The organism is Mycetocola sp. CAN_C7, assembly GCF_015752285.1.
Classification (GTDB): domain Bacteria; phylum Actinomycetota; class Actinomycetes; order Actinomycetales; family Microbacteriaceae; genus Mycetocola_A.
In genome coordinates, this window is record NZ_JADOUY010000005.1 from 42,062 (window position 1) to 59,172 (window position 17,111).

Below are 17,111 nucleotides of genomic sequence, written 5' to 3' on the forward strand. Positions count from 1 at the left end.
CGCCCAGGCGAGCGGATGCCGCGTGCCAGGCTCGCGATGCGGGCAGGATTCGGGGTCGGAGGGTCCCGGTAGGCTGGAGACATGGCCAACTGGGATGACGTCATCGGGCAGGCAGATGCCGTCTCGTTGCTGCAGGATGCCGCCGCAGACCGTGGCGGAGACGCCCACGGCGCCATGACCCACGCCTGGCTGATCACGGGGCCGCCCGGATCCGGCCGCTCAAACCTGGCATACGCGTTCGCCGCCGCCCTGCTCAGCCGGGAGGCCGACGGCGACCCGGTGACCGCCGCCCAGGTCGACGCGCGCACCCACCCCGACCTCACCGTGCTCGCCACCTCCAACGTCATCATCAAGATCGACGAGGTGCGTGAACTCGTCCGCAGCTCGCAGTTCTCCCCAGCGGTCGGCCGCTACCGGGTGATGGTCATCGAAGATGCCGACCGCATGGCGGAGCGCACCTCGAACGTGCTGCTCAAGGCTCTCGAAGAACCCCCGGAGCGCACCGTCTGGGTGCTCTGCGCGCCGAGCGAGGCCGACCTGATCCCCACCATCAGGTCCCGGGTCCGCGCGATCCGCCTGCGAGTCCCCGACATCGCCGAGGTCGCCGACCTCATCGTGCGTCGTGACGGCGTCGACGCCGAGCTCGCGGAGCGGGCCGCCCGCCAGGCCCAGTCCCACGTTGGCATGGCGCACCGCCTCGCCACCGACGCAGGCGCGCGCGCCAGGCGAGACGAAACGCTCCACGCAGCCCTCGGCATCCGCACCGTCTCCGATGCGGTGCTCGCGGCCGCCCGTATGCTCGCCGTCGCCGGAGACGACGCCAAGGCGTACACCGAACAGCGTGACGCCGAGGAACGCGAGCATGCACTGCGATCGCTCGGTGTCGAACCAGGGCAGACCCTGCCTCCAGCCCTCCGCTCTCAGATCCGCGCGCTCGAAGACGACCAGAAACGGCGGGCCACCCGCAGCCTGCGCGACGGTATCGACCGCATTCTCGTCGACCTGCTCTCGCTCTACCGCGACATCATCATGCTGCAGCTCGGCCGGTCCGAAACACTCATCAACCGCGAGCTGATCGCTGAACTCACCGCGGCGGGCGACGCCAGCACCCCGGCAGAGACGATGACCACCATGGATGCCATCCAGGAGGCCCGTGAGCGCATCGAGGGCAACGTCGCCCCCGCGCTCGCCCTCGAGTCCATGCTCGTCACAGCCATACGATGAACTCATGGCGGTACGCCGACCATCCCGACGCAGTGGAGACTCTTCCGTGACAAGCACCCCAAGGACCATCCGCCGACGTCCGCGGATGGCGCTTCTGGCGTTGTCCGCCGGACTGGCCCTCACGCTCAGCGGCTGTGTGACCGCCTTCTTCCCCAGCGATCAGCCGGTCGCCACGTCGACACCGACCCAGGAAGACGTCGCCGAGAACCTGCGCCCGTTCTACGAGCAGCAGCTCAGCTGGTCGGGCTGCGGCAGCGACGGGTTCCAGTGCGCCACGGCGACGGCTCCGATGGACTGGGAGAACCCCGAAGACGGAGACATCGAACTTGAGCTGGTTCGTCAGCGGGCGAGTGGCGGAGACGCGATCGGATCGCTGCTCCTCAACCCGGGCGGCCCTGGGGCATCCGGTTTCGACCTCGTCGCACAGACGATCGACTTCGCCACGGATGAACGGCTGCAGGACAACTTCGACATCGTCGGGTTCGACCCGCGAGGCGTCAGCAGGTCGACTCCGGTGTCGTGCCTCGACGCCGACCAGATGGACGACTATCTCTACGGCATCGCCGATGGCGAACGCGGCAGCGCGGCATGGATCGATGAGGTCACCGCCAGTTCGCAGGAATTCGCGGATGCCTGCGCCGAGAACACGGGCGACGCGCTCGAATTCGTGACCACGGTGAGTGCAGCCCGCGACCTCGACCTGCTGCGCGCCCTCCTCGGCGACCCGAAGCTCAACTACCTGGGCTACTCCTACGGCACCTTCCTCGGGGCAACCTACGCCGAGTTGTACCCAGACAAGGTCGGCCGGCTCGTCCTCGACGGGGCCATCGACCCGTCGTCGAGCATCTACGAGGTGAACGAGACGCAGGCGAAGGGATTCGAGAGCGCACTCTCTGCGTACCTCGACGCGTGCATCGGAACGAGCGAGTGCCCGTTCAGCGGGAGCACGAGCGAGGCGCTGACGACAATCGGCGCCCTGCTGGCATCCGTCGGTGAAACGCCGATCACTGCCGAAGACGGTCGCAAGCTCGGATCGAACTCGCTCCTGACGGCGATCATCTACCCGCTGTACTCGCCTGAACAGGGCTGGCCGCTGCTCAGCGAGATGCTCGCAGACGTGATGAACGGCAACGCCGACTACGCGTTCTCGTTCGCAGACGCTTACAACGGCCGTAACCCCGACGGCGGTTACGCCGACAACTCGACGGAGGCGTTCAACGCCTACAACTGCCGTGACTACACTTACGACGCCGATCCGGCACGGATGGAGGCCGAGGCCGCTCAACTGGCCGAGGCCGCACCGGTGATCGGCCCGTACTTCAGCTTCGGAGACATCGGCTGCGCCAACTGGCCATACGCGGACGGCGCACCCCGCGACGAGATCCACGCCGAGGGCGCGTCTCCCATCCTGGTGATCGGCGCGACCAACGATCCCGCCACCCCGTACATCTGGGCCGAGGCCCTGGCCGAGCAACTCGAGAGCGGAGTGCTCGTCACCTACGAGGGCGAAGGACACACCGCGTACAACAAGGGCAGCAGTTGTGTGAACGACGTCGTCGACGACTACCTCATCAATGGAACCGTACCTGACGCCGACCCCGAGTGTTCGTGAGAGTTCGAAACACCGGGTAAGATCGTAAGCTGTGCGTCGCAGAAGCTCTCGGGCTGACGCGAAACACGCCGCCTTAGCTCAGTCGGCAGAGCGTTTCACTCGTAATGAAAAGGTCGTGGGTTCGATTCCCACAGGCGGCTCCATCTGACCCCCTCCCCACGGAGGGGGTCGTGTGGTTTCCGGGCAGCCGATGTCAGCCGCTGGATCTACTCTCGGGGTCATGCCCGACCTCTCCAACGTCACCACCCCCGTTGAATGGGTCGTCACACATTCGGCGTCGAAGGAGCCGATCGCGGTCGTCAGGCGGCTCAGGCTCGGAGCATCGCGCGAGCTGTATTTTCGTGCCGTGACGTGGCATTCCGACCCGGCGCAGCGCGATCTCGTCGGTTACTGGGGCAGCGCCGAGGAGGCGGTGCAGAACGTCTACGGGCTGTACGAGCGGTCGCTGCCGCCGCAGTTCCTCATGACAGGTGGCGGCACCGCGCGGCAACCGCCGCCGCTCACCCGGCCGAAGGCTCCACCCGGCCACAGCGGGTAACGCGAGGCTCAGCCGACCGTCAGCACGTAGATCGGTTCGAGCCCGGTTGCGAACGTGCTGCCAGGTGTGGCCTCCCGGTCGGTGACGCCAGTAGTCTGAACCGGTGACTACAACTGGGCTCCGCTGGGGCATTCTCGGGCCGGGCGGCATCGCCCAGGCATTCGCCAACGACCTCGTCCTCAACGGACTCACCCTGCAGGCGGTCGGATCCCGTCGGATCGAGACCGCGTCCGCATTCGCGGAAAAGTTCGGCGCGCCGAATGTGCACTCGAGCTATGAGGATCTCGTCGCCGACCCGGAGGTCGACGCGATCTACATCGCCACCCCTCACCCGTTCCATGCTGCCCAGGCTTTGCTCGCGCTCGAGGCCGGCAAGCACGTGCTGGTCGAGAAACCGTTCACCCTCAACAAGCCGGAGGCCGAAGCGGTCACCGCTCGTGCCCGCGAACTCGGACTCGTCGTTCTCGAAGCGATGTGGACCCGATTCCTGCCCCACATGGCACGCATCCGCGAAATCATCGCCGAAGGCACGATCGGTGAGCTCCGGTCCGTGGTGGCCGACCACACCCAGCACCTCCCCTCCGACCCGACGCACCGACTCAACTCGCTCGAACTCGGCGGCGGCGCACTTCTCGACCTCGGCATCTACCCGATCTCCTTCGCCAGTGCGATCTTCGGCACTCCGGCCCAGATCACGGCATCCGCGACCTTCCGCGAGACCGGGGCAGACGCGAGCGTGGCCTCGATCTTCACCTACGGGGACGGCCGCATCGCCACCACGTTCTCGGCGGCAGACGCGCACGGGCCGAACGTCGCCAGCATTCTCGGCACCGAGGGGCGGATCGACATCGACGCCGTCTGGTACACACCGACGTCGTTCACCGTCTACAACAACTCCGACGAGGTTCTCGAGACCTACACGTCCACGGTCGTCGGCCGCGGGATGCAGTATCAGGCACTCGAACTCGAGCGTCTCGTCGCCGTCGGAGAACTCGAGTCCGACCTTCTCCCTCACGCCGAGACGGTGTCGATCCTCGGAACTCTCGACGACATCCGCCGGCAGATCGGGCTCGTGTACCCGGGCGAATAACCCCGGTCGCAGGCCCGGGAGCTAAAATCGACGGGTGCGAGACGCGATGCCCGGCGACCCCGCCGACGACGACCCGACCGGGCTGTCGATCGAGACGGATGTGACGTCGGGCGAGCCGCGAACGCGAGCCGCCGCCCACCGCCGCGGCGGTATCGGTGCGGTTTTCGGCCGTCACCGCACGGCCTGGCTGGCCGTGGCAACGGTCGCCGCGTTCGCCACGCTCGGGGGAGGAGCCGTCGCGCTCGGAGCGGCGACCGCCGTGCCAGCCAGTGTGGCAGCCTCACCGGCGCCGACGACGGCGACACCCTCCCCGACCCCGACTCCTCCGCCGCGACCGGTGTCGACCATCGAACAGGCGGCGTCTCCGCTCCGCACCTGCTCGGTCGCCGGGCTGCTCTCGGATCCCCGGTTCGGCACGCTGCAGGCGCGGGTGCTCAACGCGGCCGACGGGCAGCTGATGTTCGACAGGGACTCCGCCACCGCATCGCAGACCGCGAGCTCGATGAAGGTACTGACGGCGGCGGCTGCGCTTCAGGTTCTCGGCCCGGACTTCCGGGCCGCGACCCGTGTCGTCGCCGGTGCAGAAGCCGGAACAATGGTGCTCGTCGGCGGGGGAGACCTCACTCTCACCCGCCTGCCGTCTGGGCAGGAACCGGTCTACACCGGTGCTGCCCACCTCGACGACCTCGCCGCGAAAGCGAGGACGGCGTGGGACGCCCGGTTCCCGGGCACGCCGGTGAGCCGCATCGTCCTCGACTCGAGCTACTTCGGCGGCACGACCTGGGGTGACACCTGGCCACCCACCGAACGCGGGACCGGCTGGCTGTCCCACATCACGGCGCTCCAGGTCGACGCCGACCGGGCCGATCCCCGCGTCTTCCTCTCCCCGCGTGGCGACGACCCCGTCGGTCGCGCAGGGTCGGCGTTCGCCGAGTACTTCGGCGGCGTGTCCGTCGAACAGGGAACGGCGCCGGCCGGTGCCGCCGAACTGGCATCCGTTTTCTCGCAGCCGCTGTCGACGCTGATCCCGCAGTTCCTCATCCCGTCGGACAACTCCCTGGCGGAGATGATCGCGCGCCACGTCGCCATCGAGCTCGGCGTCGGCAACACGATCGATGCCCTGGCGACGGCGATCCCGCAGGCGCTGCAGGTGTACGGGGTCAGCACGAGCGGTCTTCGGATCGCTGACGGCTCGGGGATGAGCCGCAACAACGCTGTGCCGCCGTCGTACTTCACTTCACTGTTCCTCCAGATCAACGCACGTGAGGGAGCCCTCGGCATCATTCGTGACGGCCTCCCGGTGGCCGGGCAGTCCGGCACTCTCAACTACTCCAACCGGTTCTTCGGCGACAACGCCGTCGCACGCGGGCACGTGAGGGCGAAATCCGGGTCGATCTCGTCGGCGTACACGCTCACGGGGATCATCGATGCCGCAGACGGGTCGACGCTGATCTTCGCGATCTATGCCACCGGACGCGTCGGCGGGAACGCCCGAACGGCCATAGACACGCTGACGACGGCGTTCTACCGCTGCGGCGGCAACCTCTCGAACACCTAGATGAGTGGCGCGCACGGTCAGCAGGGGTCGGTGCTGAAACCTCACGAATAGTCCCCGGGGCACCCCAGCTGCTGCGCGCGCGTTGCTGCGCTCCCAGCTGTCGAGCGAGACGGGAAGCCTCGCCTGTACGCTGAAAAGAGACAACCGTAGCGGGGAGGGGCACCATGACCAGGGCACTGTTCATCATCGACGTGCAAAACGACTTCACCGAGGGCGGTGCACTCGGCGTCGACGGCGGGGCGGCCGTTGCCGCCCACCTCACGTCGTACCTCGAGCGCGCCGCCAGCGACTACTCCCTCGTCATCGCCTCTCGTGACTGGCACAATGCCGACGGAGACAACGGTGGGCATTTCGCCCCGGTCGGCGATGAGCCCGACTTTCTCGACACCTGGCCCGTCCACTGCGTCGCAGGAACCCCGGGTGCCGACTACCACCCCGCGCTCGACCGGTCGGCGATCACGCTGCACGTGAAGAAGGGGCAGGGCGAACCCGCCTACTCGATCTTCGACGGCCACGTCGACGGCGGCGCCTCAGACGGGGCCACCGTCGGTGAGGTGCTCGACGCGCACGGTGTCACCGAGGTCGACGTCGCCGGCATCGCGACCGACTACTGCGTGCGGGCATCCGTTCTCGATGCCGTCGAACACGGCAGGCACGTTCGGGTCTTCACCGACCTCATCGCCGGGGTCGCGCGGGAGACCAGCGACACGGCGCTCGCCGAGATGGGGCACGCCGGGGCGGTTCTCGTCGCCTCAGACACTGGAGTCGACGCCGACTGACATTCGCAACCGCGGGGGTTCTCGAACCCCGGTCGATGCCACGACGATCAGCCGAGCGCGTCCAGGAAGTCGATCACAGCGATCTTGAACGCACGCGCCGATAGCGTGTTCGCGTGGGTCCGCCCCGGGATGCCGACGAAACGGGCGCCTGGCACCCGGTCGACGAGGCGGATGCCGTCACGGGCCACCTCGTCGTTTTCGCCGGTGACCAGCAGCATTGGCACGGTCGGCGCAGCCCCGGACCGCGGGCTGGTCCTGACCCCGACGGCGAGGGCGAAAAGCGCTGACGGGTCGTTCGCAGGCACGGCGTCGATCATCGACACGAACGCACGGGTGGCCGGGTCAGCCACGATCGAACCCGAGCTTCGCGAGGCGGATGCCGCGGCCAGGTCGAACCCGACCAGCGGCTCGGACGCTGGCAGCCCGCCGAGGCTGAGCGAGCGAATGCGAGACGGATGCCGCACCGCCAGCTCCCAGCCCAGCCGCGCACCGAGCGAGTAGCCGAGGTAGTCCACAGGCCCGGGGGCGACCGCGTCGAGCACCGCAACGAGATCGTCAACCATCGTGTCGATGCCGTAGGCCGCGGCATCCGTCGGGGCATCACTCGAGCCGTGCCCGCGGAGGTCGGTGGTGACCACCTGCCGTCCGGCAGCTGTGAGCGCCCGCAGCCAGCCAGACGACTCCCAGGTGAGGGCGGCTGTCGACGCGAATCCGTGCACCGCGAACACCATCGGGTCGTCCGATGATCCGTATCGGCGCCAGCCGATTTCGACGCCGTCAGTGCCCGTCGTGTGGCCGGCCACCACCGGCCCCTCTGCGTCGTCGCTCATCGCGGTTCCTCGGGCGGCGCGAGCCGCACCCGCCGGGTGGCGGGCTTCTCAGCGGGAACGGTGCCGATGATGCCCGCCTCGGCGTCCGGCACGGTGAAGGTGATGAGCGGCTGCCCGACTCCGACCACGTCGCCGTCTGTGGCGTGCAACCGCAGTACCGTCCCGCTCAGCGGCGACGGCAGTTCGACGGCGGACTTCGTCGTCTCCACCTCGACGAGCGGCGCATTGCGCTCGACGAAGTCGCCCTCGGCGACCAGCCACTCGAGAACGGTGGCGTCGATCAGCCCTTCACCGAGGTCGGGGAGGGGGAAGGATCGCTCAGCCACGGCCGTACTCCAGCACTCTCCGCACTCCGAACAGGATGCGGTCGACGTCGGGGATGTGCTCGTCCTCGAGGTCGCCGGCCGGATACGGCACGTCGAAACCGGTCACCCGCTCGACGGGGGCTTTCAGCCGTCCGAAGCAGAGCTGCGAGATCAGGGCCGCCAGTTCGCCGCCGAGTCCGCCAGACAGCGGAGCCTCGTGCACGATCACGGCACGTCCGGTGCGTCCGATGCTCTCGGCCAGGGCAGGCTCGTCGATGGGTTTGAGCCAGCGCAGGTCGAGCACCTCGAGTTCGACGCCGTCCTCGGCGGCCAGCTCGGCGACCTGGCAACAGCGGGCGACCATCGCCCCCCAGGCGACGAGCGTGGCGTGCCGACCGGGCCGGGCGATGACAGCTCCCTCGAGAGCCCCGGGCTCCTGCGTGACCTCGCCCGGGTTCCAGTACCGGGCTTTCGGCTCGAGGAAGATCACCGGATCCGGCTCCGCGATGGCGTACCGCAGCAGGTGGTACGCCTGGTGCGGGTTCGACGGCGACACGACCTTGAGGCCGGGAACATGGGCGAAATACGCCTCGAGGCTCTCCCCATGGTGTTCGGGGGCACGGATGCCTCCGAAACTCGGCACCCGCACGGTGACCGGCATCGGCAGGGCACCGCGGCTGCGGTAGTTCATCCGCGCCAGCTGGCAGACGATCTGGTCGAACGCCGGAAACGCGAACCCGTCGAACTGGATCTCTGGCACCGGTCGCCAGCCCGCCATCGCCAGCCCGACGGCCGTGCCGATGATCCCCGACTCGGCCAGCGGGGTGTCGAACACGCGAGATTCCCCGAACCGGGACTGCAGGGCATCCGTCACCCGGAAGACTCCTCCGAGCGCGCCGACGTCTTCGCCGAAGACCAGCACGCGAGGATCGAGTGCCATCGCGTCGCTGAGGGCAGCGTTGAGTGCCTGCTGCATCGACAACGAACGGATGCCGGTCGGCGCCCTCTGTGCCTCCAGGATGGTGTCAGACACGGTCGCTCTCCTCTCGCCACCGGGCGTGCTGCGCGGTGAGTTGCGGGGTGGGATGCACGAAGACGTGCTCGAACAGGTCGGCACCCGGGCGCGGGGAGGAGGCCACGAGCACCGCGTGGAGCGCGTCGATCCGGCCGGTCGCGTCGGTGTCGACGTCGGCGAACCAGGATTCGTCCGCTGCACCGGATGCCGTCAGCCGGTCACGGAGCCGGTCGATCGGATCGGCGCCCGCCGTCGCTTCGTCGGCGAGGCTTCGGTAGCGTCCGGGGTCATCGCTCGTTGCGTGCGGGCCACGACGATAGGTCATCGCTTCGAGTACCACCGGCTGACGCGTCGCCCTCGCGTGTTCGACCGCGGTCCGCATGGCGCGGTACACGGCGGCAACGTCATCACCGTCGACGACGAGACCCGGGATGCCGTACCCGCCTGCGCGGGCGGCCACCGATTCGCCAGCGACCTGGCGGTGCAGGGGCACAGACAATGCCCAGCGGTTGTTCTGTACGAAGAAGACGACGGGGGCCTCGAGCACAGCGGCGAAGTTCATCGCCTCATGCACGTCGCCCTGCGAACTCGCGCCGTCACCGAGGTAGGCAACGGCGACGCCGTTCTCGCCGTCGAGGGCCCGCCCCAGCGCCCACCCGACGGCGTGCAGAACGCTCCCGCCGACCACGGCCTGGATCGGGGCGAGGCGCGACGCGACCGGGTCATACAGGCCACCATTCCAGTGCCCGAGGTGGTTTCCGAAGTAGCCGACCAGGTCGACGTCTGCCGCAACGGCCACCCCGAGCTCCCGGTAGGTCGGAAAAAGGAGATCGGAGGTGAGGTCGGCACCGAGCACGCTACCGACCTGAGCGGCCTCCTGGCCACGCAGGGGAGGGTACGCGGGCAGCAGGCCCTGCCGCTGCCAGGTCACCGCTGAGGTATCGAGCGCTCTGGTCACAACCATCAGGGCATAGGCGCGGCGCAACAGGTCGTCATCGACGGGCGCACCGGAAGGATCCGGCATCGGAGTGGTCATGGGCCGACCGTAGACCCAGTGGCGCTCGCGAGGCAATCCAGTCGGATCTGCGCAGTCATCCTGTACGGTTTGTGCGACGTGAAGCGGCCGCCGCTCGTCAGATTGTGCAGTAGTGGAATCAGTACGAGGAATCGACCACGTACACTGGCTCACGACCGAAAGGACGAAGAATGACGCCGGACGCACTCGACGTACGACTCGTCACCCTGCTGACCGACGAGCCGAGAATCGGGGTGCTCGAAGCGAGCCGTCGGCTCGGTGTCGCCCGCGCGACGGTCCAGGCTCGGCTCGACAAACTGGTCGCCTCAGGGGCGGTGTCATCTCTCGGACCTCAGCTCGATCCGACACGGTTCGGATTTCCCGTCACCGCATTCGTGTCGCTCGAACTCACCCAGAGCCTTGGCGGCCCTGCCGCCCGTGAGCTCGAGAGCATCCCGGAGGTTCTCGAGATCCACAGCGTGTCCGGTGCCGCCGATCTGCTGCTCCGGGTGGTCGCGCGATCGAACGACGACCTGCAGCGCGTGCTCGACACCGTGCTCGGTGTCGAATCCGTCGTGCGGGCATCGTCGTCGATCGCCCTGACCACCTTTCTCGATCACCGCACCCTTCCCGCGTTCGCTGAGGCCGCCCGGTAGCGCTCGCTAAACTCGCGGGGTGCCCGTTCTCGAGATATCCGACCTCAGCGATCCGCGGCTGACCGACTACGCGCATCTCACCGATGTCGCGCTCAGGAAGGCCCGCGGCACCGAGCATGGCCTGTACCTCGCCGAGTCACTCCTCGTCTTCGAGCGCGCGCTTCGGGCCGGCCATCGCCCCAGGTCGGTGCTCGCCCTCGGCGGGACCGTCGACGACACCGTCGCCCTGCTCGCGGACAACGACGCCGACGTTCCGATCTTCGTCGGTCCGGGGGAGCTGCTCGCCGACCTCACCGGATACGTGCTCCACCGCGGGCTCATCGCGTCGATGCACCGCCCGGCGCTTCCTGACCCGGACGAACTCCTCGCGGGCGCGCGCCGGATCGTGATTCTCGAGAACGTCGCCGACCCGACGAACGTCGGCGCGATCTTCCGGTCAGCCGGGGCGATCGGCGCCGATGCCATCCTCGTCACCCCGCGATGCTCCGACCCGTTCTACCGCCGGGCGATCCGAGTATCGATGGGCACCGTTCTGCAGGTGCCGTGGACCCGGGTGGGCGAATGGGACAGCACGCGGGAGCTCCTCACCCGGCACGGTTTCCACGTGGCCGCCCTCGCTCTCACGCCGGATGCCGTCAGCCTGCGCGACGTGGTCAGCGGCGATCACGATCGGCTCGCCCTCGTTCTGGGTGCCGAGGGCGACGGGCTCACGGATGCCGCGCTCGCGGCATCCGACAGCGTCGTGACGATCCCGATGAAGCACGGGATCGACTCTCTCAACGTTGCGGCCGCCAGTGCCGTCGCGATGTGGGCGCTCGGCGGGTAGGGCTCAGCGCGTCAGTCCGTGGTCGGATCGCTCGGTCGAACGGCGGCATCGTCGGCGATGTCGATACGCGTTGCACCGTTCTCACCCTCGCTGACCTCGATGCGCGGCGCCGCGTCCTCCTCGGTCGCCTCAGGAGCCGTCGTCAACTGGTCGTGTCGTTTCTCTTCGTGAGTGGGTTCCTGGGCGGTGCCCTGCGATTCAGCCATGACGTGACAGTACCACCGCGGGTCAGCAGTACAGCAGCTCAGCCGCCGCTGTGCCGTTCGAGGAACGTGTAGACCTCGGAGTCATCGACGCCGGGAAAGGTTCCGCTGGGCAGCGGAGAGAGAATGTGTGCGTGCAAGCGCGCGCTCGGCCAGGCCTGATCGCGCCAGCGCTCGGCCAGCGTGGTCGACGGGCGGCGGCAGCACGACGGATCGGGGCAGGTCGAGACAGCGCGCGTCGTCGTTTCGCGGCCTCGAAACCACTTCGCCTGGTTGAACGGAACACCGACCGAGATCGAGAACTCGCCGGCGCTCGTCGCACCGGTCTGTGTGGCGCACCAGTAGGTGCCTGCGGGTGTGTCGGTGTACTGGTACAACTCGGTCGTGCGGTTGGTGCGCTCGAACGCGCTTCTCGCGCTCCACTTGCGACAGACCAGCTGGCCCTCGATTGCACCGGTGACATCCATCGGCAACGGGATGCCGTCGTTCTCGTAGCCTTTCGCCAGTGAGCCGTCTTCCGAGACGCGGAGGAAATGCAGCGGCATGTCGAGGTGGTGGGTGGCCAGGTTGGTGAACCGCAGCGCTGCGGCTTCATGGGTGACCCCGAAAGCATCGCGGAAGTCCTCGACGGCGAGGTTGCGTTCCCGTTTGGCCTGACCGAGAAACGCGACTGCTGCCTGCTGCGGCATGAGGCAGCAGGCAGCGAAGTAGTTGATCTCGAGTCGCTGCCGAAGGAAGGCGGCGTAGCTCGTCGGTCGGGTGTGCTCGAGCAGTCGGTGCGCCATGGCCTGCAACGCCATCGACCGGAGCCCGTGCCCGCCGGGAATCGATGCCGGCGGCAGGTAGATCCGCCCGTTGGCGAGGTCGGTGACGCTGCGGGCCGAGTGCGGCAGGTCGTTGACGTAGATCAGGTCGAGGCCGAGTTGCTCGGCCATGATGCTCACCGTGCGGTGGGTGACGGCGCCGCGGACGTGCCCGGCCGCCCTGATCTTCTCCTCGGCGAGCTCTTCGATCTCGGGGAGATAATTGTCGCGTTCGCGCATCCACTCGCGGAGTTCGGTGTTGGCTCTCCGAGCCTCTTCCGGGGTGGCGATCGCCTCGGTCGCTTTGCGTTGCAGCTCCCGGTGCAGTCCGACCAGGGCGGTCAGTGCGTCGTTCGTCATCCCCTTGTTCGGTCGAACGGACGGGAGACCGAGCTCGGTGTACAGCGGGCTGTGCTGGGCCGTGCGCAGTTCGATCTCGAGCGCGGCACGCGCGTTCGGTGGTTCGGAAACGAGAAGATCGGTGAGGTCGACGTCGAGAGCCGCTGCGATCGACTGCAGGACCGAGAGCTTGGGTTCCCGCTTGCCGTTCTCGATGAGGGAGAGCTGGCTGCCCGCGAGGCCGGAGAGCGCGCCGAGGTCATCGAGCGTCAGTCCGCTCTGGGTGCGGAAATGGCGGATGCGATACCCGAGGGTCGACAGGTCGGCGGTCGTTCGGCTCATTCCTGAACGATATCGCAAGAAGGGTGATTCTTAACCCCAAGCATCCTGGTATCTCTCGCTAAATCTGCGTCATCGTGGATCTATCGCCGCATCCGACACCAGAGGACCAGGGTTCATGAGTATTGCCGAGATCAGCCAGGACACGCACACTACAGCCGGGCATACCGAGCCCGCATCGACGGGAGCTGCGGCGGCTGGACTGCAGGCGCTTCGTGACTGGGTAGACGCGATCGCCGCGCTCGCCCAGCCCGACCAGGTGCTCTGGTGCAACGGCTCACAGCGTGAAAGCGATCTCCTGACGAAGCAGATGGTCGCCGAGGGCAAGCTCATCAAGCTCAACCCGGAGTGGCGCCCCAACAGTTACCTCGCCAGGAGCGCACCGAGCGACGTCGCCCGTGTCGAAGGCCGCACCTTCATCTGCTCCGAGCGCGAGGACGATGCCGGGCCGACCAACAACTGGCAGGACCCGGCGTCCATGCGCGACGAACTCGCCGGCGTCTTCTCGGGCAGCATGCGCGGGCGCACCATGTATGTCGTGCCGTTCTCGATGGGGCCGATCGGCGGACCACTCTCGCAGCTCGGCGTTCAGGTCACCGACTCCGCCTACGCGGTGTTGTCGATGGGGATCATGACAAGGACCTCTGACGCGGTGCTCGACCTCATCGCCGATGGAACCCCGTGGGTGCGTGCCGTCCACTCGGTCGGTGCACCGCTCGCCCCCGGCGAGGATGACGTGGCCTGGCCCTGCAACGAGACGAAGTACATCGTCCAGTTCCCCGAGTCCCGCGAGGTCTGGTCATACGGCTCTGGTTACGGCGGAAATGCGCTGCTGGCGAAGAAGTGCATCGCACTGCGCATCGCCAGTGTGATGGGGCGTGACGAAGGCTGGCTTGCCGAGCACATGCTGCTCATCCGCGTCATCTCGCCAGAAGGCAGGTCGTACCACGTGGCTGCGGCGTTCCCCTCGGCGTGCGGCAAGACGAACCTCGCCATGCTGCGCCCGACGATCCCCGGCTGGCGGGTCGAGACCCTCGGTGACGACATCGTGTGGCTCCGGCCGGGGGAGGACGGCCGGATGTGGGCCATCAACCCTGAGGCCGGGTTCTTCGGCGTAGCGCCAGGCACCGGCGAATCCACGAATGTCACCGCTGTGGAAACCCTCTGGGGCAACACGATCTTCACCAACGTCGCCCTGCGCGACGACGGTGACGTCTGGTGGGAAGGGCTCACAGACACGCCACCGGCACACCTCACCGACTGGGAGGGCAATGACTGGACGCCCGACTCCGGCCGCCCGGCCGCCCACCCGAACTCCCGGTTCACCGTTGGTGCTGCACAATGCCCTGCGATCGCATCCGACTGGGAGGATGCGGTGCCGCTCGACGCCATCCTCTTCGGCGGGCGCCGTGCGACGAATGTCCCCCTCGTCGTCGAAGCCACCGACTGGACCCACGGCGTGTTCATGGGAGCGACGATCTCGAGCGAGAAGACGGCTGCGGCCGAAGGTACCGTCGGAGAGCTGCGCCGTGACCCGTTCGCTATGCTCCCGTTCTGCGGATACAACATGGCGGACTACTGGGCGCACTGGCTGCGTATCGGTCAGGAGCTGCGTTTCGACCGGTCGCCGCGGATGTTCCAGGTGAACTGGTTCCGCAAAGACGATGACGGCAGCTTCCTCTGGCCAGGCTTCGGTGACAACTCCCGCGTGATCGAGTGGATCATCCGCCGCCTCGACGGCGACGTTCCGGCGACGGAGACGCCGATCGGCCGGGTCCCGGTGCCCGGCGACCTCAACGTCGACGGTCTGGGTCTGGCTGAGGAGACGCTCGGCAAGCTCTTCGCGATCGACGCGGAATCCTGGCAGGCGGAGGCCGACCTGACCGAGGAGTTCTTCGACAGCTTCGGAACGAAGGTGCCGGCTGCTCTCCGAGCCGAGCTCGCCTCACTGAGGTACCGGCTCCGGACGTCCTGACGGACGCAACGAAGATTCGAGCGCACCGCGAGGTGCCCGGAAGTGCTCTGAGACACCTTGGCGGGACGTCTCGGAACACTTCCCGGCACCTCGCGGTGGCCGTCAGACCAGCAGCTGGTGCTTCGCCAGATCTCGGTAGAGCGGGACGGATGCGACGAGCTCGGAATGCGTGCCCGTCCCGATCACCCGGCCGTGGTCGAGCACGACGATGGTGTCGCTGTCGACGACGGTCGACAGGCGGTGAGCGATGACGATGAGCGTCCTGTCCTCGGCGACCGCGTCGATCGCCAGCCGCATTTTCTGCTCGTTGACGCCGTCGAGCGACGACGTCGACTCGTCGAGCAGGAGGATCGGCGGCGCGGCGAGAAGCGCACGGGCGATGGCGAGGCGCTGGCGCTCGCCACCGGAGAGCATGATCCCATCTTCACCGACGGCGGCGTCGAGACCCTGCGGGTTCCGATCGAGAACCTCGGTGAGGTTGACGGCGTGCAGCACCCGGATGCAGTCCTCGTCGCTTGCATCAGGAGACGAGAGCAGCAGGTTGTCACGGAGCGAACCGGCGAGCACAGGGGCATCCTGTTCGACATAGCCGATCTGGGCGCGCAGGTCAGTGCGAGGCAGTGTGCGGATGTCCACTCCACCGAACCGGATCGCGCCGGCTTCCGGGTCGTAGAACCGCTCGATCAGGCCGAGGATGGTCGACTTGCCTGCTCCGGACGGACCGACGAGGGCAGTGCGTTTGCCGCGCTCGGCGGTGAAGCTGACGCCACGCAGGACCGGACCGCGAGTCGGTGCGGTGTTCTTCTGAACATCAGAAGCTGCGCTTGTGGCTGGGTCGAGCTCGTTCGGCTCCGCAGGTGCCGGTGGAACCGCACCGGTCGGATACGTGAACACGACGTCATCGAACTCGACGGCGGGAGCGTCCGCTGACGCGGTGCCCGGCGTGCTGACAGACGCCGCGATTTCGGCATCCGCTGAGTCCTCGAGGGGGAGGTCGATGATCTCCTGGATGCGGCCGAGAGCTCCGAGCGCCTGGTTCGTGGCGGAGATGGCGCCGAAGGCCTGGCCGAGCGGCATGACCATCATGAAGAGGAAGAGGATGAAGGCCACGAGGTTCGCGACGGTGATCGCTCCGCTCGCGACGCGGAAGCCGCCGACGCCGAGCACGACGAGGAACGAGACCTGCAGGGCGATCCCGGCGACAGGGACGACGAGGGCCGAGATGCGGGCGACGTCGATTCCCATCCGCCACGCGCCGGTGGCATCCGCGTCGATGGTCGCGATCTCACGGTCGACGGCGTTGGAGGCGCGCACAGTGCGCACGGCGCTGATGGCGCGCTCGACACTCGCCGCAAGGTCGCCCACCTTGGCCTGCGCGCGTTGGCTGGCGATACGGATGCGGCTCGAGAGCAGCGTGACGACGACGACGGAGACGGCGATGACGAGGGCGGTGAGACCCAGGAGAACGGGGTCGATGATCAGCATCGCGATGATGGCACCGGTAAACGTGATGGTGCCGCCGACCGCCTCGACGAGGCCCTGGGTGAGGACTGCACGGAGGAGGGTGGTGTCGCTGCCGACGCGGGAGACGAGGTCACCGGTGCGACGGGTGTCGAATTCTGAGATCGGAAGGTGGAGCAGGCGGGAGACGAGGCGGCGTCTGCTGGAGAGCACGACGCCTTCACCGGTGCGCTGCAGCAGGTAGTGCTGGTAGCCGGAGATGATCCCAGACACGACGACGAGGCCGATCAGCCCCCAGACCAGGCCGCCGAGCGATTGGCCCTGCTCGACGACACCGATGACTTGGCTCACAAGGAGGGGCTGGGCGAGGGATGCCGCCGATCCGACGATGCTGAGCGCGATCACGAACCAGAGCACGCGCTTGTGCTCGAAGAGGTATGGCACGAGCTGGCTGAACCGCGCACGTGGTCCGTCGTCGGGGCGGGGCCTCGCGAACGGTGAACGACGCGTCGGGCGGGCAGACGAAGTGGCAGACATGCGGTC

At 67.8% G+C, this 17,111-nt stretch carries 16 protein-coding genes and 1 tRNA gene; 10 read left to right on the plus strand and 7 right to left on the minus strand.

What is annotated here, in order from left to right:
- Positions 1-81: 81 nt before the first annotated feature.
- The 7 genes from IWX78_RS12075 to IWX78_RS12105 all read left to right on the plus strand — a co-directional run bounded on the left by IWX78_RS12075 (position 82) and on the right by IWX78_RS12105 (position 6,801).
- Positions 82-1,224 carry a DNA polymerase III subunit delta' gene (locus tag IWX78_RS12075; protein WP_196833793.1) on the plus strand — a complete coding sequence of 381 codons (1,143 nt, stop codon included), beginning with the start codon at positions 82-84 and terminating at the stop codon, positions 1,222-1,224.
- A 46-nt stretch (positions 1,225-1,270) separates the two neighbouring features.
- Positions 1,271-2,836: an alpha/beta hydrolase gene (locus IWX78_RS12080; RefSeq protein WP_334684713.1), complete on the plus strand. Its 1,566-nt coding sequence runs from the start codon at positions 1,271-1,273 to the stop codon at positions 2,834-2,836.
- A gap of 67 nt (positions 2,837-2,903) precedes the next feature.
- Positions 2,904-2,979 (plus strand) — tRNA-Thr (locus IWX78_RS12085).
- Between the two features lie 77 nt (positions 2,980-3,056).
- Positions 3,057-3,374: a hypothetical protein gene (locus tag IWX78_RS12090; RefSeq protein ID WP_196833795.1), complete on the plus strand. Its 318-nt coding sequence runs from the start codon at positions 3,057-3,059 to the stop codon at positions 3,372-3,374.
- A gap of 103 nt (positions 3,375-3,477) precedes the next feature.
- On the plus strand, positions 3,478-4,464 hold the full coding sequence (locus tag IWX78_RS12095) for a Gfo/Idh/MocA family protein (protein WP_196833796.1): 987 nt from the start codon (positions 3,478-3,480) through the stop codon (positions 4,462-4,464).
- 34 nt (positions 4,465-4,498) lie between these two features.
- Positions 4,499-6,022 (plus strand): D-alanyl-D-alanine carboxypeptidase/D-alanyl-D-alanine endopeptidase, encoded by a 1,524-nt coding sequence (gene dacB, locus IWX78_RS12100; RefSeq protein WP_334684714.1) that lies wholly within the window; start codon positions 4,499-4,501, stop codon positions 6,020-6,022.
- A 164-nt stretch (positions 6,023-6,186) separates the two neighbouring features.
- Positions 6,187-6,801: an isochorismatase family protein gene (locus tag IWX78_RS12105; protein ID WP_196833797.1), complete on the plus strand. Its 615-nt coding sequence runs from the start codon at positions 6,187-6,189 to the stop codon at positions 6,799-6,801.
- A gap of 47 nt (positions 6,802-6,848) precedes the next feature.
- Here the strand turns inward: IWX78_RS12105 and IWX78_RS12110 are convergent, their stop codons facing one another.
- The 4 genes from IWX78_RS12110 to IWX78_RS12125 are packed head-to-tail and all read right to left on the minus strand — an operon-like array spanning position 6,849 to position 9,987.
- Positions 6,849-7,631 (minus strand): alpha/beta fold hydrolase, encoded by a 783-nt coding sequence (locus IWX78_RS12110; protein ID WP_196833798.1) that lies wholly within the window; start codon positions 7,629-7,631, stop codon positions 6,849-6,851.
- The gene (locus IWX78_RS12115) at positions 7,628-7,957 is read right to left on the minus strand and encodes a biotin/lipoyl-containing protein (protein WP_196833799.1); all 330 of its coding nucleotides are present in this window, start codon (positions 7,955-7,957) and stop codon (positions 7,628-7,630) included. The genes IWX78_RS12110 and IWX78_RS12115 overlap by 4 nt, the downstream gene beginning before the upstream one ends.
- The gene (locus IWX78_RS12120; RefSeq protein ID WP_442929250.1) at positions 7,950-8,969 is read right to left on the minus strand and encodes an alpha-ketoacid dehydrogenase subunit beta; all 1,020 of its coding nucleotides are present in this window, start codon (positions 8,967-8,969) and stop codon (positions 7,950-7,952) included. The genes IWX78_RS12115 and IWX78_RS12120 overlap by 8 nt, the downstream gene beginning before the upstream one ends.
- Positions 8,962-9,987, minus strand: a complete 1,026-nt coding sequence (locus tag IWX78_RS12125; protein WP_196833800.1) for a thiamine pyrophosphate-dependent enzyme — start codon at positions 9,985-9,987, stop codon at positions 8,962-8,964. Before IWX78_RS12125 ends, IWX78_RS12120 begins: the two co-directional genes overlap by 8 nt.
- 170 nt (positions 9,988-10,157) lie before the next feature.
- On the opposite strand from IWX78_RS12125, the gene IWX78_RS12130 reads away from it, so the two are divergent.
- Together IWX78_RS12130 and IWX78_RS12135 are read left to right on the plus strand one after the other, a co-directional pair.
- Positions 10,158-10,622, plus strand: coding sequence for an Lrp/AsnC family transcriptional regulator (locus tag IWX78_RS12130; RefSeq protein WP_196833801.1), 465 nt, complete (start codon positions 10,158-10,160; stop codon positions 10,620-10,622).
- 19 nt (positions 10,623-10,641) lie between these two features.
- Complete coding sequence (locus IWX78_RS12135) at positions 10,642-11,448, plus strand: TrmH family RNA methyltransferase (protein ID WP_196833802.1); 807 nt, start codon at positions 10,642-10,644, stop codon at positions 11,446-11,448.
- 11 nt (positions 11,449-11,459) lie between these two features.
- On the opposite strand, the gene IWX78_RS12140 is transcribed toward IWX78_RS12135, so the two are convergent.
- Both IWX78_RS12140 and IWX78_RS12145 read right to left on the minus strand, forming a co-directional pair.
- Positions 11,460-11,654 carry a hypothetical protein gene (locus tag IWX78_RS12140; RefSeq protein ID WP_196833803.1) on the minus strand — a complete coding sequence of 65 codons (195 nt, stop codon included), beginning with the start codon at positions 11,652-11,654 and terminating at the stop codon, positions 11,460-11,462.
- A 38-nt stretch (positions 11,655-11,692) separates the two neighbouring features.
- Entirely contained in the window at positions 11,693-13,135 is a 1,443-nt protein-coding gene (locus IWX78_RS12145) for a helix-turn-helix domain-containing protein (protein ID WP_196833804.1), read from the minus strand.
- A 115-nt stretch (positions 13,136-13,250) separates the two neighbouring features.
- Between IWX78_RS12145 and IWX78_RS12150 the strand changes: the two genes are divergently transcribed.
- Complete coding sequence (locus IWX78_RS12150) at positions 13,251-15,107, plus strand: phosphoenolpyruvate carboxykinase (GTP) (protein WP_196833805.1); 1,857 nt, start codon at positions 13,251-13,253, stop codon at positions 15,105-15,107.
- A gap of 102 nt (positions 15,108-15,209) precedes the next feature.
- Here IWX78_RS12150 and IWX78_RS12155 read toward each other — a convergent pair whose 3' ends face one another.
- Complete coding sequence (locus IWX78_RS12155; protein ID WP_196833806.1) at positions 15,210-17,105, minus strand: ABC transporter ATP-binding protein; 1,896 nt, start codon at positions 17,103-17,105, stop codon at positions 15,210-15,212.
- Positions 17,106-17,111 lie beyond the last annotated feature (6 nt).

What these genes read in the sequence shown, in the direction of transcription:
- IWX78_RS12075 (WP_196833793.1), top strand. Translation starts at nt 82, where the DNA reads ATGGCCAACTGGGATGACGTCATCGGGCAGGCAGATGCCGTCTCGTTG.
- IWX78_RS12090 (WP_196833795.1), top strand. Translation starts at nt 3,057, where the DNA reads ATGCCCGACCTCTCCAACGTCACCACCCCCGTTGAATGGGTCGTCACA.
- IWX78_RS12105 (WP_196833797.1), top strand. Translation starts at nt 6,187, where the DNA reads ATGACCAGGGCACTGTTCATCATCGACGTGCAAAACGACTTCACCGAG.
- IWX78_RS12110 (WP_196833798.1), bottom strand. Translation starts at nt 7,631, where the DNA reads ATGAGCGACGACGCAGAGGGGCCGGTGGTGGCCGGCCACACGACGGGC.
- IWX78_RS12125 (WP_196833800.1), bottom strand. Translation starts at nt 9,987, where the DNA reads ATGACCACTCCGATGCCGGATCCTTCCGGTGCGCCCGTCGATGACGAC.
- IWX78_RS12130 (WP_196833801.1), top strand. Translation starts at nt 10,158, where the DNA reads ATGACGCCGGACGCACTCGACGTACGACTCGTCACCCTGCTGACCGAC.
- IWX78_RS12140 (WP_196833803.1), bottom strand. Translation starts at nt 11,654, where the DNA reads ATGGCTGAATCGCAGGGCACCGCCCAGGAACCCACTCACGAAGAGAAA.
- IWX78_RS12145 (WP_196833804.1), bottom strand. Translation starts at nt 13,135, where the DNA reads ATGAGCCGAACGACCGCCGACCTGTCGACCCTCGGGTATCGCATCCGC.
- IWX78_RS12150 (WP_196833805.1), top strand. Translation starts at nt 13,251, where the DNA reads ATGAGTATTGCCGAGATCAGCCAGGACACGCACACTACAGCCGGGCAT.
- IWX78_RS12155 (WP_196833806.1), bottom strand. Translation starts at nt 17,105, where the DNA reads ATGTCTGCCACTTCGTCTGCCCGCCCGACGCGTCGTTCACCGTTCGCG.